This is a genomic window from Citrobacter sp. Marseille-Q5395 (assembly GCF_947057495.1).
GTDB classification, from domain to species: domain Bacteria; phylum Pseudomonadota; class Gammaproteobacteria; order Enterobacterales; family Enterobacteriaceae; genus Citrobacter; species Citrobacter murliniae.
On record NZ_CAMSEL010000025.1, the window covers coordinates 55,238 to 70,964 of the forward strand.

14 protein-coding genes are annotated in these 15,727 nt (G+C 50.0%); 7 read left to right on the forward strand and 7 right to left on the reverse strand.

Annotated features, from left to right (window positions below; genetic code table 11):
* Window positions 1–49: 49 nt before the first annotated feature.
* On the reverse strand, window positions 50–1,078 hold the full coding sequence (locus OH663_RS22820; protein ID WP_048221500.1) for a HoxN/HupN/NixA family nickel/cobalt transporter: 1,029 nt from the start codon (window positions 1,076–1,078) through the stop codon (window positions 50–52).
* A 132-nt stretch (window positions 1,079–1,210) separates the two neighbouring features.
* On the reverse strand, window positions 1,211–2,029 hold the full coding sequence (locus OH663_RS22825; protein ID WP_200013016.1) for an aminoglycoside phosphotransferase family protein: 819 nt from the start codon (window positions 2,027–2,029) through the stop codon (window positions 1,211–1,213).
* A 181-nt stretch (window positions 2,030–2,210) separates the two neighbouring features.
* Between OH663_RS22825 and rstB the strand changes: the two genes are divergently transcribed.
* Together rstB and tus are read left to right on the forward strand one after the other, a co-directional pair.
* Window positions 2,211–3,512, forward strand: coding sequence for a two-component system sensor histidine kinase RstB (rstB, locus tag OH663_RS22830; protein WP_263525875.1), 1,302 nt, complete (start codon window positions 2,211–2,213; stop codon window positions 3,510–3,512).
* 73 nt (window positions 3,513–3,585) lie between these two features.
* Window positions 3,586–4,515 (forward strand): DNA replication terminus site-binding protein, encoded by a 930-nt coding sequence (tus, locus tag OH663_RS22835; RefSeq protein WP_200013018.1) that lies wholly within the window; start codon window positions 3,586–3,588, stop codon window positions 4,513–4,515.
* Here the strand turns inward: tus and fumC are convergent.
* Both fumC and fumB read right to left on the reverse strand, forming a co-directional pair.
* The gene (gene fumC / locus OH663_RS22840) at window positions 4,512–5,915 is read right to left on the reverse strand and encodes a class II fumarate hydratase (RefSeq protein ID WP_200013020.1); all 1,404 of its coding nucleotides are present in this window, start codon (window positions 5,913–5,915) and stop codon (window positions 4,512–4,514) included. The two genes, tus and fumC, sit on opposite strands and share 4 nt — an antisense overlap.
* 142 nt (window positions 5,916–6,057) lie before the next feature.
* Complete coding sequence (gene fumB, locus OH663_RS22845; protein ID WP_200013022.1) at window positions 6,058–7,704, reverse strand: class I fumarate hydratase; 1,647 nt, start codon at window positions 7,702–7,704, stop codon at window positions 6,058–6,060.
* Between the two features lie 264 nt (window positions 7,705–7,968).
* On the opposite strand from fumB, the gene manA reads away from it, so the two are divergent.
* The gene (gene manA / locus OH663_RS22850) at window positions 7,969–9,144 is read left to right on the forward strand and encodes a mannose-6-phosphate isomerase (RefSeq protein WP_200013024.1); all 1,176 of its coding nucleotides are present in this window, start codon (window positions 7,969–7,971) and stop codon (window positions 9,142–9,144) included.
* A 107-nt stretch (window positions 9,145–9,251) separates the two neighbouring features.
* Complete coding sequence (locus OH663_RS22855) at window positions 9,252–10,760, forward strand: YdgA family protein (RefSeq protein WP_200013065.1); 1,509 nt, start codon at window positions 9,252–9,254, stop codon at window positions 10,758–10,760.
* 56 nt (window positions 10,761–10,816) lie between these two features.
* On the opposite strand, the gene OH663_RS22860 is transcribed toward OH663_RS22855, so the two are convergent.
* A complete protein-coding gene (locus tag OH663_RS22860) occupies window positions 10,817–11,842 on the reverse strand; it encodes a Mal regulon transcriptional regulator MalI (protein WP_045442599.1) in 1,026 nt (341 codons plus the stop codon).
* 170 nt (window positions 11,843–12,012) lie between these two features.
* Here OH663_RS22860 and malX point away from each other — a divergent pair, with 170 nt between their 5' ends.
* The 3 genes from malX (at window position 12,013) to OH663_RS22875 (ending at window position 15,123) form a co-directional block, all read left to right on the forward strand.
* Entirely contained in the window at window positions 12,013–13,605 is a 1,593-nt protein-coding gene (malX, locus tag OH663_RS22865) for a maltose/glucose-specific PTS transporter subunit IIBC (RefSeq protein ID WP_045442589.1), read from the forward strand.
* A 10-nt stretch (window positions 13,606–13,615) separates the two neighbouring features.
* Window positions 13,616–14,788, forward strand: coding sequence for a MalY/PatB family protein (locus OH663_RS22870; RefSeq protein ID WP_200013026.1), 1,173 nt, complete (start codon window positions 13,616–13,618; stop codon window positions 14,786–14,788).
* A gap of 164 nt (window positions 14,789–14,952) precedes the next feature.
* Window positions 14,953–15,123 carry a YnfU family zinc-binding protein gene (locus tag OH663_RS22875; protein ID WP_223306988.1) on the forward strand — a complete coding sequence of 57 codons (171 nt, stop codon included), beginning with the start codon at window positions 14,953–14,955 and terminating at the stop codon, window positions 15,121–15,123.
* A 194-nt stretch (window positions 15,124–15,317) separates the two neighbouring features.
* Here OH663_RS22875 and cspG read toward each other — a convergent pair whose 3' ends face one another.
* Both cspG and OH663_RS22885 read right to left on the reverse strand, forming a co-directional pair.
* Window positions 15,318–15,533, reverse strand: coding sequence for a cold shock protein CspG (gene cspG, locus OH663_RS22880; RefSeq protein ID WP_045442583.1), 216 nt, complete (start codon window positions 15,531–15,533; stop codon window positions 15,318–15,320).
* An 85-nt stretch (window positions 15,534–15,618) separates the two neighbouring features.
* Window positions 15,619–15,727, reverse strand: a 109-nt coding sequence (locus OH663_RS22885) for an IS3 family transposase (protein ID WP_131729156.1), incomplete at its 5' end; no start/stop codon positions are given.

The window sequence follows — 15,727 nt, forward strand, 5'->3', positions numbered from 1 at the left end:
ATTGCTCTGCAGACAAAAGCCTTTCTGTCCACAGAAAGGCTTTAATATTTCAACTGAACGTCAACCCATCGTATTTTTTCCAGCGATAATTCAATGCAGAGATAATCCAACAGGTAATAAATACGCCGATAATAACGAACCCAACATTCCCCATATGTTCACTCAGGCGGCCTACTGTGTCCCATAAACCGCCCTGCAGTGAAAATACCTCTGACAACAGACCCAGAGCTTCCAGTCCACCGATAAATACAGCAACAATTACTGATGTCCCGGTGATGGTCATATTGTAATAGAGTTTTCGTTGCGGCTTATTAAACGCCCAGCCATAGGCTTCGACCATCAACATACTGTCAAGGCAATCAATCAACGCCATTCCGCAGGTAAAGAGCGCAGGAAATATCAGGATTGACCAGATGGACATACCACTCGAAGCGCTTGAAGCAGAAATACCTAACAGCGAAATTTCCGTAGCAGTATCAAAACCCAGACCAAATAAAAAACCGACAAAGTACATATGCCAGTCTTTGCCCACCAGTCTGAATGCCGGGCGGAAGATCCAGCTCAGCGGACCAGCAACGGTGACATCTTCAGTGGAACCAGCATAGATACCCGTCTTTTTCAGGTGACGAAATGCCTTCCATACCTGACAAAAAATGATGAGATTGATGGTAGCCAGAATAAGCAAAAATGCAGCAGAAACTGCGGTCCCTATAACTCCCCCGACATTTTGCAACCATAGCATATGCTGTTTAAAGGCACTGGTAGTCAGGGCGATACCAATGCTGGCCAGCACCACAATGGTGGAATGCCCTAATGAAAACCAAGCCCCGGTGGTCAGCGCGCGTTTTTTCTGCTGAATAAGTTTTCGTGTCGCACTGTCGATGGCGGCAATGTGATCGGCGTCAACAGCGTGGCGCAGCCCATAACACCATGCGATAAGACATAGCGCCAGTAGTGAAGTGTTATTGCTAAACGCAGTGAACGCCCAGAGCCAGGCCACAACATTTGCACCGACCAGAAGAGTCACCAGCAGAATAATGTGTGGGCGTTTTTTAAGTAAGGAAAACAACAAATTCACTATTTCCGCCAAATTAATTTTGTAGTCAAAGACACAACTGAACCGCTGTTCTCTGGTTGATTAATAAAACATTTACCAGCCTAATGATAACGTTTAAAAATTACCAACCAGTGCTGTAGATCAAAGTTGATGCTAGCTATGCTCAAGTTCAGCTATGGCTAACTCAGCCACCCGCAGGGTTATAGCCGCATTATCACCCTCTTCCAGAAACCATGCGGAAGACAGCCCGCACCATGCCGCTATCCACATCAGGAGTCGTTCACGTTCAAGTTCGGCAACCTCAGAGACAACGTCTACGCGTTGTACGAATGTTTCAGGTTCAATAGCAACTGACATTGTGGTATCCGCAAGATCGGGATTAGTGAAAATATTGGCATAATCAAACCCACGCTCACCGATTAATCCTTTGGGATCAATTGCCAGCCATCCTGAAACACCAAAATCAAGAACATTGTTGTGGTGCAAATCACCGTGAAGAACTACAACCTCGCGAGGACTGGAGAACAATGATTTTGCCAACTCTGCGCAACGCATCATGATACCGCCATGAATTTGTGCAGCAGGCGCAAGATCATGAAACCAGTGATGCAGTGGAATTAGCGTTGGCAAAGATGCATTTGGCGGTACATGGAGCTGCCTTGCCGTGTGGCAGATTATGCGACATGCTTGCTCATCCTGTCCTGTGATCGACAGGGTAGATAAAGAGCCAACCCCTGTCGCCCGCTCTAAGAGTATTGCCCCATCCTCATGAGCCAGCACGTTCGCTGCTCCCCGCCCGTTCCACCAGGCCATTAGCTCGCAACCTCGACGCTCACTATCATCATTCGTGATTTTTAGGATCGCTTTCTGGTGATCTTTACGCATCATTACCGGTAAAAGCTGCGACGTATGAGTTATGACAGGAACGCCATCAGGAATAAGTCCCCAGCGACTGAGATAGTTACTGAACATGTGTTATTTCCAACATTTTTGGTTGCCGGGTAAGAACGTTTAGCGAGTTTCTTTTGCAGCAGTATAACTGTACTCTGCCAGGATAAGTGCGCGTGATGGTAAACGGAGAGCAGTTCTGAACCGAAAAACGCCTCCATAGCTAAAACGCATCGCTACCATGTTAAGTATCCGGTGAATTTTTATGAAGAAGCTGTTTGTGCAGTTTTACCTCTTGCTGTTCGTCTGCTTTCTGGTCATGACCTTATTGGTCGGGCTGGTGTACAAATTTACCGCAGAGCGCGCTGGCAGACAGTCACTTGATGATTTGATGAAAAGCTCGTTGTATCTGATGCGCAGCGAATTACGTGAAATTCCCCCACGCGACTGGGGGAAAACGCTGAAGGAGATGGATTTGAACCTCTCGTTTGATCTCCGCGTTGAGCCACTGAATAAATACCATCTGGATGCTCCGACCATGCAGCGGCTGCGCGAAGGCGATATCGTTGCACTCGACGATCAGTACACGTTTATTCAGCGTATTCCCCGCAGCCATTACGTGCTGGCCGTAGGTCCGGTTCCCTATCTCTATTTTCTGCATCAAATGCGCTTGCTGGATGTCGCGCTAATGGCGTTTATTGCCATCTCCCTCGCCTTCCCGGTGCTAATCTGGATGCGCCCACACTGGCAGGAGATGCTTAGACTGGAAGCCGCCGCGCAGCGTTTTGGAGAAGGACATCTGAGTGAGCGACTGCACTTTGACAGCGGATCCAGTTTTGAACGGCTGGGCGTGGCGTTTAATCAGATGGCGAACAATATCAATGCGCTGATCGCCAGCAAAAAGCAGCTTATCGATGGTATTGCCCATGAACTTCGTACCCCCCTGGTGCGATTACGTTACCGACTGGAGATGAGTGATAACCTCACCGAGCAAGAGTCTCAGGCTCTGAACCGCGATATTGGCCAGCTGGAAGCTCTAATTGAAGAATTACTCACTTACGCCAGACTGGATCGCCCGCAGAATGAGCTAAAGCTCAGTGTACCGGACCTGCCCGTTTGGCTGGTAACCCATCTGGAAGATGTACAAAGCGTCACCCCTGAGCGTTCGGTGCGTTTGCGTCATCTTATAACCGGTGATTACGGCGCACTGGATATGCGTCTGATGGAGCGCGTACTGGATAACTTGCTAAATAATGCCCTGCGCTATTGCCAGTCTACGGTACAAGCCAGCCTGCTGCTGCACGGAAATCAGGCAACACTGGTTGTCGAAGATGACGGTCCGGGAATCGAACCCAACGCCCGCGAGCAAATTTTTGAACCGTTTGTTCGCCTTGATCCCAGCCGCGACCGCGCCACCGGTGGCTGCGGGCTGGGTTTAGCTATCGTGCACTCCATCGCGCTGGCAATGGGCGGCACTGTAGTCTGTGACGAAAGCGAGCTGGGCGGAGCCAGATTCACTTTTAGCTGGCCCGTCTGGCATAACATTCCCGAATTTTCCGCTGCCTGACCTATACAGCTCGGTGGTCAGGTGCTAAACATTGTGCTATAAAAAAGTATGTTGTAACTAAAATGGTAACCCTATGACTCGTTACGATCTCGTCGAACGACTGAACGGCACCTTTCGCCAGATGGAACAGGAACTGGCGCAACTGACTGAAAATTTGCAGCAGCGAACGCTGCTGATTGCGCGCGTGTTTTCTCTGCCAGAAGTGGCAAAAGAGGCAGAACATGCCCCGCTGGAGAGCATTGATGTTAAGCAGCATTTAGGCAAAGAGGCTGAAATGCTGGCGCTACGCCACTTCCGCCACCTGTTTATTCAGCAGCAATCTGAGAACCGCAGCAGCAAAGCGGCCGTTCGCCTGCCTGGCGTGTTGTGCTACCAGGTCAATAACAGCGCACAGACCGCACTTGAAGAGCAAATACAACGCATTAACCAGTTGAAAACAACGTTTGAACGCATTGTGACAGTGGATTCCGGGCTGGCTCCGGCAGCACGTTTCGAATGGGTACATCGACACTTACCCGGCCTGATTACGCTAAACGCTTATCGCACGCTAACCGTTGTCAGGGAACCGGCTACCCTGCGATTTGGCTGGGCGAACAAACACATCATTAAAAACCTGAAACGTGATGAGGTGCTGGAACAACTGGAAAAGAGCCTAAACTCACCACGCAGCGTGCATCCCTGGACGCGTGAAGAATGGCAGGCCAGACTGGAGCGTGAATATCAGGATATCGCTGCACTGCCACAGCAGGCCAAACTGAAGATCAAAAGACCGGTAAAAGTCCAGCCCATTGCCCGCGTTTGGTACAAAGGACAGCAAAAACAGGTGCAATATGCTTGCCCGACTCCGCTGATTGCACTGATTAATAGCGACAATGGTATGAGTGTGCCTGATATCGGTGAACTGCTGAATTACGATGCTGAAAACGTGCAGCACCGCTTTAAACCTCAGGCACAGCCGTTAAGACTCATTATCCCCCGGCTGCACCTGTATGTTGCGGATTAACGTCCTGGTCGCATACTACCGACCATCAGTTCCGGACGTACCCAACTGTCAAACTCGGCTTCGGTAAGATACCCCAGCGCCAGGGCGGACGCTTTTAAGGTCAGTCCTTCTTTGTGGGCCTTCTTGGCAATCTCTGCGGCTTTATCGTAACCAATATGAGTATTGAGCGCGGTAACCAGCATGAGCGATTCATTGAGTAACTGATCAATTCGCTCGCGATTCGGTTCAATCCCGGTAGCACAGTGCTCGTTGAAACTTTCCATACCATCTGCCAGCAGGCGAACTGATTGCAGGAAGTTATGAATAACCATCGGACGATAGACATTCAGCTCAAAATTACCTGACGCCCCACCAATATTAACCGCGACATCATTACCCATTACCTGACAACATAGCATAGTCAGCGCTTCACACTGAGTCGGATTAACTTTACCCGGCATAATAGAACTACCCGGCTCATTTTCAGGAATTGATATCTCGCCAATACCACAGCGTGGGCCGGATGCCAGCCAGCGCACATCATTAGCGATTTTCATCAGCGACGCAGCCAGTCCTTTTAGCGCCCCATGAGCATGTACCAGCGCATCGCAAGTAGCTAACGCCTCGAATTTATTCGGCGCGGTAACAAACGGTGCGGAGGTTAGCGCCGCCAGTTCATCCGCGACACGCACGGCATATTCAGGATGGGTATTCAGCCCGGTGCCGACCGCAGTACCACCCAACGCCAGTTCAGCAACGTGCGGTAAGTTGTATTCGATATGCCTCAGGTTATGTTCTAACATCGCGACCCAGCCTGAGATCTCCTGGCCCAGCGTCAGCGGCGTGGCATCCTGCAGATGGGTTCGTCCGATTTTTACGATATCAGCAAAAGCATGCGATTTTTCTCGCAGCGTGGTGGTTAACACATTCAGTTGCGGGATAAGGTGCTCACGCAGAGCCAGCAGCGCGGCAACGTGCATCGCCGTGGGAAAGACGTCGTTAGAACTTTGGCTTTTGTTCACGTCGTCATTTGGATGTATTTTACGCTCCATACCCCGTACGCCGCCCAGCAATTCACTGGCCCTATTTGCCAGCACTTCGTTCATGTTCATATTGCTTTGCGTACCGGAACCGGTCTGCCAGATAGCCAGCGGAAACTCATCACGATGCTTATCCGCTAACACCTCATCCGCCGCCTGCATGATGGCGTTCGCTTTGTCTGCCGCCAACAGTCCCAAATCCTGATTAACCTTCGCAGCGGCGCGTTTAGTCAGCGCCAGTGCATGGATCAGCGAGACCGGCATTTTCTCCGTTGAGATGCGAAAATGTTCCAGCGATCGTTGGGTTTGCGCCCCCCAGAGTTTATCAGCCGGAACATCTATCGCACCCATTGAATCATTTTCGCGGCGTACCGTTACCATTACCTGCTCCTTATATTATCTATTGATTAGGTTATGTTTCGACATTGCCCACTTGCCATTGGTCTTATGAGTATTAACGAGGATAAAGCTGTCGTTTAGTGGTTCGTGCGGTAAAAAAAACCGCCCCGAAGGGCGGCTGACGTTACTTAACGCAGCGTGCGCACTGCGACGTCTGAATCTGCTGGAAGAAATCATTACCTTTGTCATCCACAAGGATAAACGCCGGGAAATCCTCCACTTCAATTTTCCAGATGGCTTCCATCCCCAGTTCCGGATATTCCACACATTCCAGACTTTTGATACTGCCCTGTGCCAGCACCGCTGCGGGACCGCCAATACTGCCCAGGTAGAAGCCGCCATGTTTATGACAGGCATCTGTGACCTGCTGACTACGGTTTCCTTTTGCCAGCATAATCATACTCCCGCCTTCGGACTGAAGCTGGTCAACATATGAGTCCATACGACCAGCAGTGGTTGGACCCAGCGAGCCCGAAGCATAACCTTCCGGCGTTTTGGCCGGGCCAGCGTAATAAATAGGGTGATCTTTTACATACTGCGGCAAACTCTCGCCGTTATCCATACGTTCTTTCAGTTTTGCATGCGCAATATCACGCCCGACAATGATCGTACCATTGAGCGACAGACGGGTGGAAACAGGATACTGCGACAACTGGGCCAGGATCTCTTTCATCGGGCGGTTAAGGTCCACACGTACGGCTTCGCCCTCGCCTGCCTGACGCAGCTCTTCCGGGATGTATTTGCCTGGGTTGTTTTCCAGCTTCTCGATCCAGATACCTTCACGGTTGATCTTGGCTTTAATATTACGATCAGCCGAACAGGAGACGCCCATTCCAACCGGGCACGATGCACCGTGACGCGGCAGACGGATCACGCGGATATCATGGGCGAAGTATTTCCCGCCAAACTGCGCGCCTAACCCCAGATTCTGCGCCTCAATCAGCAACTCTTTTTCCAGTTCAACGTCGCGGAAGGCCTGTCCATGCTCGTTACCTTCAGTAGGCAACTCGTCATAATATTTCGCAGAAGCCAGCTTGACGGTTTTCAAAGTGGCTTCTGCGGAAGTTCCGCCAATCACAAACGCAATGTGGTACGGTGGACATGCTGCGGTTCCCAGCGTGCGCATCTTGTCCACCAGGTAATTTTTCAATTTCCCCGGCGTTAAAAGCGCTTTGGTTTCTTGATACAGATAGGTCTTATTCGCCGAGCCACCGCCTTTGGCAATGCACAGGAATTTATACTCATCACCATCCACACTATACAGATCGATTTGCGCAGGAAGGTTAGTCCCGGTATTCACCTCGTTGTACATATCCAGCGCAGCATTTTGTGAATAGCGCAGGTTGTCTTCGATATAGGTGTTATAGACACCTCGCGCCAGCGCAGCCTCATCGCCACCTCCGGTCCAGACACGCTGACCTTTTTTACCAACGATAATGGCCGTCCCGGTGTCCTGACAGGTCGGCAAAACACCTTTTGCCGCAATATCTGAGTTGCGCAGGAATTGCAGGGCAACATATTTGTCGTTTTCGCTGGCATCCGGGTCGCGCAGAATATCAGCGACTTGCTGCTGATGCGCAGGCCGCAGCATAAACGACGCATCATGAAATGCCTGACGCGCGAGGAGAGTTAACGCTTCAGGCGCAACTTTTACGATTTCCTGCCCTTCAAATTCGGCAACGGAAACATGGTCGCTGGTCAGCAGATAGTATTCGGTATCATCCTTGTTGAGGGGAAAAGGATGTTGATAATGAAAGGGTTTGTTTGACATTGTGCTCTCACTTACAGCTCGGTCTGGTTATTCTCTGGGCAGATGTTCCGTTGCCCTGCTTCCCTGTCGCAGCTCGGGTTGTAGAAGGCGTGGCTTTTCTGCAACCGGAATTGCTCAGGGTATTAAAAGCGAGTCACCATATCCTACACAATTTTTTAACAAAAACTGAGACAAAGACGACTTTTTACATGTGCAGGTTACTTCCCCCCGGTTTTCTTGGTTTAATGGACAGAGAAATTTCAACATTGAAACAGGGCATTGATAATGCAAAAACTCATCAACTCAGTGCAGAACTACGCCTGGGGAAGTAAAACGGCGTTAACCGAACTTTATGGCATTGCCAATCCGTCAAACCAGCCGATGGCTGAACTGTGGATGGGCGCCCATCCGAAAAGCAGCTCTCAGGTTCAGAGCGCTGAGGGTCAGTTAATTTCTCTGCGTGATGCTATCGAACACGATAAATCTGCTGTGTTAGGTGATGCCGTGGCGAAGCGCTTTGGTGAATTGCCCTTCCTGTTTAAAGTGCTCTGTGCCGCGCAACCTCTTTCTATTCAGGTACACCCTAACAAACGCAACTCTGAAATTGGATTTGCTAAAGAAAACGCCGCAGGGATCCCGATAGACGCCGCGGAGCGTAATTACAAAGATCCTAACCACAAGCCTGAGCTGGTTTTTGCCCTGACGCCCTTCCTGGCCATGAATGCGTTCCGCGAGTTCTCTGACATTGTGGCATTGTTACAACCTGTCGCTGGTGCGCATCCTGCCATTGCACATTTCCTGCAGGAACCAGGCGCAGAGCGTTTGAGCCATCTTTTCGCCAGCTTGCTGAATATGCAGGGCGAAGAGAAATCCCGCGCACTGGCAGTCCTGAAATCTGCGCTTAACAGCCAACAGGGTGAACCATGGCAAACTATTCGCCTAATCGCTGACTTCTACCCTGACGATAGCGGTCTCTTCTCTCCTCTTTTGCTCAACGTGGTTAAGCTGAATCCTGGCGAAGCTATGTTTCTGTTTGCTGAAACGCCCCATGCCTACCTGCAGGGTGTTGCGTTCGAGGTTATGGCTAACTCCGATAACGTTCTGCGCGCCGGACTCACGCCAAAATATATTGATATTCCTGAACTGGTCGCCAACGTTAAATTTGAAGCTAAACCGGCAAACCAACTGCTAACGACCCCAAATAAAACAGGTGGAGAGCTGGACTTCCCGATCCCGGTTGATGACTTCGCTTTCTCCCTGCATGAACTGTCAGCCGGAGAAGCGGCAATTAGCCAACAAAGCGCCGCCATCCTGTTCTGTATCGAGGGAGAGGCCGTGCTACATAAAGGCGAGCAGCGACTGGTACTGAAACCGGGTGAATCGGCATTTATTAGTGCAAACGAATCACCGATTAATGTCAGCGGCGTCGGCCGTTTAGCTCGGGTTTACAACAAGCTCTAGCAAGATACTGATATTTTTAGCAACTCTTGCTAAGCTAATAGTGAGTCAAAGACATGTCACTCCTCCAGGCGCTTTCAAACGCCTGGATTTATTTTATGGATATCGAAATGAAAAAATCGCTGGTAGCTGCGGGTGTGGTAGTTGCGTTGGGTATCGTCTGGACAGGCGGCGCCTGGTACACCGGAAAGAAACTTGAAACGCATCTCGCCGAGATGGTGACGCAGGCAAATGATCAGATCAAACGCTACTCACCTGAGTCCGGTATTGAACTGAGTTATCAGAACTACCAGCGCGGCGTGTTTAACAGCCAGCTGCAACTGGTGGTGAAACCTATTGCCGGTCAGGAAAATGCCTGGCTGAAACCTGGGCAAACTATCGTTCTGAATGAATCTGTTGATCACGGCCCCTTCCCGCTGGCGCAGCTTAAATCATTGAATCTTATGCCAGCCATGGCGGCAGTGAAAACAACGCTGGTGAATAACGACGTTACAAAGCCGCTATTTGACATCGCTAAAGGGGAATCTCCTTTCACCATTAATTCCCGTATTGGCTATAGCGGCGACACCCGTTCCGATCTTTCTCTCAAACCACTGAACTACGAAAAAGGCGACGAAAAAGTGGCCTTTAGCGGCGGAGAATTCCAGTTCACGGCAGACAAAGACGGGAACGCAGTCTCTGTGACAGGAGAAGCGCAGAGCGGTGTGGTGAATGCAGTCAATGAGTACAACCAGAAAGTACAAGTTACCTTTAATAACCTGACAACCGAAGGCTCCAGCAGCGTCGCCAGTTTTGGCGAACGCATTGGCGATCAAAAATTGTCTCTCGACAAGCTGTCGATTTCGGTCGAAGGTAAAGAGCTGGCCGTCCTTGAAGGCATGGGCATCGATGGTAAATCCGATCTGGTTAACGATGGTAAAACTGTCAACAGCCAGCTGGATTACACACTGAACAGCCTTAAATTGCAGGGTCAGGATTTAGGTAGCGGCAAGCTGACGCTGAAAGTGGCCCAGATTGATGGTGAGGCGTTACATCAGTTCAGTCAGCAGTATACCGCGCAAACCAAGGCGCTGATGGCGCAGATCGATGTGGTACAGAATCCTGAACTTTATCAACAAAAAGTGACAGAAGCGTTCTTTAGCGCCCTGCCAGTGCTGATGAAAGGCGAACCGGTTATCACCATTGCCCCACTAAGCTGGAAGAATGCCAAAGGTGAGACGGCCTTTAATCTGTCACTGTTCCTGAAAGATCCATCGACAAATCAGGACGAGCCGCAAACGCTGGCGCAGGAAGTTGATCGTTCAGTCAAATCACTGGACGCTAAGCTTGCTATCCCCGTAGATATGGCAACTGAGTTCATGACACAGATTGCCAAACTGGAAGGATACCAGCAGGAAGAAGCGGCAGGGCTTGCCAGGCAGCAAGTCAATGGTCTGGCGGCAATGGGTCAAATGTTCCGTGTAACTACGATGCAGGACAACACCATCGGCTCCAGTCTGCAGTATGCAAATGGTCAGGTAACTCTCAACGGCCAAAAAATGTCGCTGGATGAATTTGTTGGCATGTTTGGTATGCCGACGCTTTCAGAGCCGGATGCACCGGCGACCCCACAGCAGTAATCCTTATCTGCTATCAGCGTATGCCCGGTAACTTTGTTTATCGGGCTTTTTTATGCTTAGCACGTTACCAGTCGGGCGGAAAGCGTCATATTGCGCGAGTGACTTTCATCATGTCCAATTCGTTGCAGCACGCGTTCAGCAAGGGTGTAACCCATCTCACGCGCGGGCGTACAGGCCCAGGTAATAGGGAGATCGTCCAGCGCGTTTTCCGCCACATCGGCAAAAGCGGCCAGTGAGACCTGTTGCTCAAAGTAACGATCGACACCGATTTCGCCGCTCTGACGCCCTGCTTTCATCAGGCCAAACCATGCACCAGCCGCAATGGTTTCGTTGTAACAAACCACCGCGCTGATGGTCGGATTATGGCGTAAAAGCGCCGTAACGGTCTCAGCGGCCTGCTTCTGACTGGAAGAACACTCCAGAACCCAATCGCTATGAAATGGCAGACCAAATTTTAGCAGCGTTGCACAATACCCTCCCACGCGTTCAGCTCGGGTCAACGATGAGCTTTGTCCCCCCAACCAGGCTATCCGTTGATGCCCATGATGGATGAGATGTTCAACCAGCAGTTGTGCTGCCTGCATATTGTCAGGTCTGACGGTGTCTGCATCATCCAGGTAGCTGGCGCGGGAAGCAAATACAACGGGGATCCCTTTATCATTGGCCAGGTATCGAAGCGCATCGCTACTGCCTGCAGCACCGGCGATCACCACACCATCAACGCCTTGATTAAGTAACATTGCAAAGCGCTGCGCCAGTTGCTCACCATCCTTACCGCCATGCAATAAAAACACCATACGTCCCTGAGCTTCTAACGCTTCGGTCAACCCTGCGGTAAGTTCAGCATAAAAAGGGGTGGAGAGATCGCGAACAATCAAACCAATAACACCGCTCTGCCCACCGCGAAGTGCTGATGCTTGCCGGTTGCGTACAAAACCCAGTTGCTCTATGGCCGCATTTACCCGTTCGCCGGTTGCTGATGAGATACGCCCTTTTCCACTGAGTACCAATGAGACTGTACTGACCGAAACCCCCGCAGCCAGTGCAACATCATGGATGGTGATTTTTTTGGCTATAGCCATAAAAACGGAAAACCCCCTGATAACGTGACAGATAAAACGTTTTATCAATCGGTTATATTTATACGCCCTATTATCATTCGATAATGTGATTTATACCGCACTAAAATTAGGTAAAACGTTTTATCTTCTCGCCATCATTAGTCACCGAGCTTTACATGAGGAGTCGTTAGATGACGACGAGAACCACACCAAAAATAACGTTATGGGAATTTTTCCAACAGTTGGGCAAAACCTTTATGCTACCCGTAGCTCTGCTCTCCTTTTGCGGGATCATGTTGGGGATCGGCAGCTCGTTAAGCAGTCATGATGTCTTAACGTTGATCCCGGCATTGGGTAATCCAGTACTACAGGCTATTTTTACCTGGATGAGTAAAGTCGGCTCTTTCGCTTTTAGCTTCCTGCCAGTGATGTTTTGTATCGCCATCCCCCTCGGTCTGGCACGTGAAAATAAAGGCGTGGCCGCATTTGCGGGATTTGTCGGCTATGCGGTAATGAATCTCGCCGTCAACTTTTGGTTAACGGCCAAGGGGATTTTACCCACGACTGATGCGGCGATCCTGAAAGCCAACAACGTACAAAATATTCTTGGGATCCAGTCGATTGATACCGGGATCCTGGGGGCGGTAATTGCCGGGATCATCGTGTGGATGCTGCATGAACGCTTCCACAATATCCGTCTTCCTGATGCGCTGGCATTCTTCGGTGGCACCCGTTTTGTTCCTATCATCTCCTCGGTCGTGATGGGACTGGTTGGGTTGGTAATTCCACTGATATGGCCTGTTTTCGCCATGGGTATTACCGGGCTAGGCCACATCATCAATAGCGCGGGTGAATTTGGTCCGATGCTGTTTGGTACCGGTGAACGTCTGCTGTTGCCTTTTGGTCTGCATCATATTCTGGTGGCACTCATTCGTTTCACCGAAGCAGGTGGTACACAGGAAGTGTGTGGTCATAGCGTAAGCGGCGCGCTGACGATTTTCCAGGCGCAGCTGAGCTGCCCGACAACGCAGGGCTTCTCTGAAAGCGCAACTCGCTTCCTGTCGCAGGGTAAAATGCCGGCGTTCCTTGGTGGATTACCAGGAGCTGCATTAGCGATGTACCATTGCGCACGACCTGAAAATCGTCATAAAATTAAAGGGTTATTAATTTCCGGCCTCATCGCCTGCGTCATCGGTGGTACCACCGAACCTCTGGAGTTCCTGTTCCTGTTCGTAGCGCCAGTCCTGTATGTTATTCACGCTCTGTTGACCGGCCTTGGCTTCACCGTAATGGCAATTCTCGGCGTAACCATCGGCAATACTGACGGCAACCTGATTGACTTTGTGGTGTTCGGTATCCTGCACGGGCTGTCCACCAAATGGTATCTGGTCCCTGTTGTGGCGGCCATCTGGTTCGCGGTGTACTACATTATCTTCCGCTTTGCAATCACGCGATTTAATCTGAAAACACCGGGTCGTGACGTTGAAATTGCCAGCAATATCGAAAAAGTCATGGCGGGAACACCGGGTAAATCTGGCTACAACGTACCAGCTATTCTGGCAGCGCTGGGCGGTGCGGAAAATATCGTCAGTCTGGATAACTGTATTACGCGGTTGCGTTTATCAGTAAAAGATATGTCGCTTGTTAACGTCCAGGCACTGAAGGACAATCGTGCGATTGGCGTAGTACAACTTAATCAGCATAACCTTCAGGTCGTTATTGGTCCGCAGGTCCAGTCAGTCAAAGACGAAATCGCGGTTCTGATGAATACCGTACAGGCTTAAGGACAACGAAATGTTTGATTTTTCAAAGGTTGTGGACAGGCATGGCACATGGTGTACCCAGTGGGATTACGTCGCCGATCGTTTTGGCTCTGCGGATCTGCTGCCATTCACAATCTCTGACATGGATTTTACCACCGCCCCCTGCATCCTGGAGGCGCTGACAAAGCGCCTTTCACACGGAGTGCTGGGCTACAGTCGCTGGAAAAATGATGAGTTTTTAGCGGCGATCAACCACTGGTTTCTTACCCGCCACGATACCAGGATTGACCCTCAGTCTTTGGTTTACGGCCCCTCCGTCATCTATATGGTGTCAGAGCTGATCCGCCAGTGGTCGTCTGCCGGTGATGCCGTGGTTATTCATACTCCGGCTTACGATGCGTTTTATAAGGCGATTGAAGGAAACCAGCGTGCGGTACTTCCTGTTGCGCTGGAGAAATGCGCAAATGGTTGGTATTGCGACATGGCAAAACTGGAGGCCGTCCTCGCGCGGGCTGAAAGCAAAATTCTTCTGCTCTGTAGTCCACAAAACCCAACGGGAAAAGTCTGGACCCGCGATGAACTGGAAACCATGGCAGAACTGTGCCAGCGCCACGGTGTAAAAGTTATTTCCGACGAGATTCATATGGATATGGTATGGGGAGAACAACCGCACATTCCATGGAGTAACGTGGCGCGAGACCAGTGGGCGCTGCTCACCTCCGGCTCGAAGAGTTTTAATATTCCGGCATTAACCGGCGCTTATGGACTTATCGAGGACGCCCAAAGTCGCAATGAGTACCTCAGTGCACTGAAAGGCCGTGACGGACTTTCTTCACCTGCAGTACTGGCGCTTACTGCACATATTGCCGCCTATCAGGACGGTGCAAGCTGGCTCGACGCACTGCGGGATTATCTTGCCTGCAATCTGCGCTACATCGCCCGGGAACTCAATGCCGCCTTCCCTGAACTGAACTGGCAGATACCACAATCCACGTATCTGGCCTGGATTGACCTGCGCCCACTCAACATTGATGACCAGGCGTTGCAGAATGCACTTATCCAGCAGGAAAAAGTGGCGATCATGCCGGGATATACCTACGGAGAAGAAGGTCGCGGTTTTGTTCGCCTGAATGCCGGATGTCCACGTTCAAAACTTGAAAAAGGCGTTAAGGGGTTGATTAACGCAATCCGTTCAGTACGTTGATATGTTTGCGCAATGAGCCATTCATTGCGCAAACTCTTAATTTGGGCGCCGGTTTCCCGCTTTCAATTACTGTCTAATTTTTATCTATAGGGTTCTGTGAGTAAAAAGGGCTATTTATCATCTGATCGTGTATAGTGGCCCTCCACTCAAATCAGGAAGAGCCTATGTCAGATCGTAAAAATAATAAATCCCGCCGTAATTTTCTTGTCAAATGTCTTTGTCCAAACTGCACCGCACAATCAGAACACAGTCACTCTCGGGTACAAAAAGGTGCAATGTTAATTTGCCCCCATTGCAATAAATTATTCCAGTCCGACGCTAAACTCGTCGCGTAAATTGCTATTAAGATAACTGCTGCTCAAAATTATAATGATGAAAAGCGGTTATCCATTCTATCTGCAATCCAAATAGCAAAAAACCCGCTATCAGCGGGTTTATAATTAAGTATGTATAATTCCAGTGCTTCTGCCAGTTTGTCTACTCAGGACAAAGCCGTCTTCGTTGTCGCAAAAGGGATAAGCAGGAATTATTACTCTGCCACTACGACATTAGCAGCAGCCGGGCCTTTTGCGCCATTCTCAACAGAGAACTCGACCTTCTGCCCTTCAAGCAAGGTACGGAAGTTATTCGACTGAATAGCAGAAAAATGTACGAAAACATCTTTAGAGCCATCAGCCGGAGAGATAAAACCGAAACCTTTATCAGCGTTAAACCATTTTACTAAACCAGTCATTTTATTAGACATATTAAATATTCCTTAACTTGAGCCTTTCGGCGAACAGGGGCTTTATTACAGAAACTACGTAGTGCTTTGAATCGCCACGGATAATCTAGACACTTCCGAGCCGTTGATAATACTGGTTTTCATATTCTGTCGGTGACATCTGTTCGCTAGAACCATGCCGACGCTTACTGTTATAAAACATTTCGATGTAATCA

Excerpts from the sequence above, each read along its gene's own strand:
- OH663_RS22825 (WP_200013016.1), bottom strand. The coding sequence starts at position 2,029 with ATGTTCAGTAACTATCTCAGTCGCTGGGGACTTATTCCTGATGGCGTT.
- rstB (WP_263525875.1), top strand. The coding sequence starts at position 2,211 with ATGAAGAAGCTGTTTGTGCAGTTTTACCTCTTGCTGTTCGTCTGCTTT.
- tus (WP_200013018.1), top strand. The coding sequence starts at position 3,586 with ATGACTCGTTACGATCTCGTCGAACGACTGAACGGCACCTTTCGCCAG.
- fumC (WP_200013020.1), bottom strand. The coding sequence starts at position 5,915 with ATGGTAACGGTACGCCGCGAAAATGATTCAATGGGTGCGATAGATGTT.
- fumB (WP_200013022.1), bottom strand. The coding sequence starts at position 7,704 with ATGTCAAACAAACCCTTTCATTATCAACATCCTTTTCCCCTCAACAAG.
- manA (WP_200013024.1), top strand. The coding sequence starts at position 7,969 with ATGCAAAAACTCATCAACTCAGTGCAGAACTACGCCTGGGGAAGTAAA.
- OH663_RS22855 (WP_200013065.1), top strand. The coding sequence starts at position 9,252 with ATGAAAAAATCGCTGGTAGCTGCGGGTGTGGTAGTTGCGTTGGGTATC.
- OH663_RS22860 (WP_045442599.1), bottom strand. The coding sequence starts at position 11,842 with ATGGCTATAGCCAAAAAAATCACCATCCATGATGTTGCACTGGCTGCG.
- malX (WP_045442589.1), top strand. The coding sequence starts at position 12,013 with ATGACGACGAGAACCACACCAAAAATAACGTTATGGGAATTTTTCCAA.
- OH663_RS22870 (WP_200013026.1), top strand. The coding sequence starts at position 13,616 with ATGTTTGATTTTTCAAAGGTTGTGGACAGGCATGGCACATGGTGTACC.
- OH663_RS22875 (WP_223306988.1), top strand. The coding sequence starts at position 14,953 with ATGTCAGATCGTAAAAATAATAAATCCCGCCGTAATTTTCTTGTCAAA.
- cspG (WP_045442583.1), bottom strand. The coding sequence starts at position 15,533 with ATGTCTAATAAAATGACTGGTTTAGTAAAATGGTTTAACGCTGATAAA.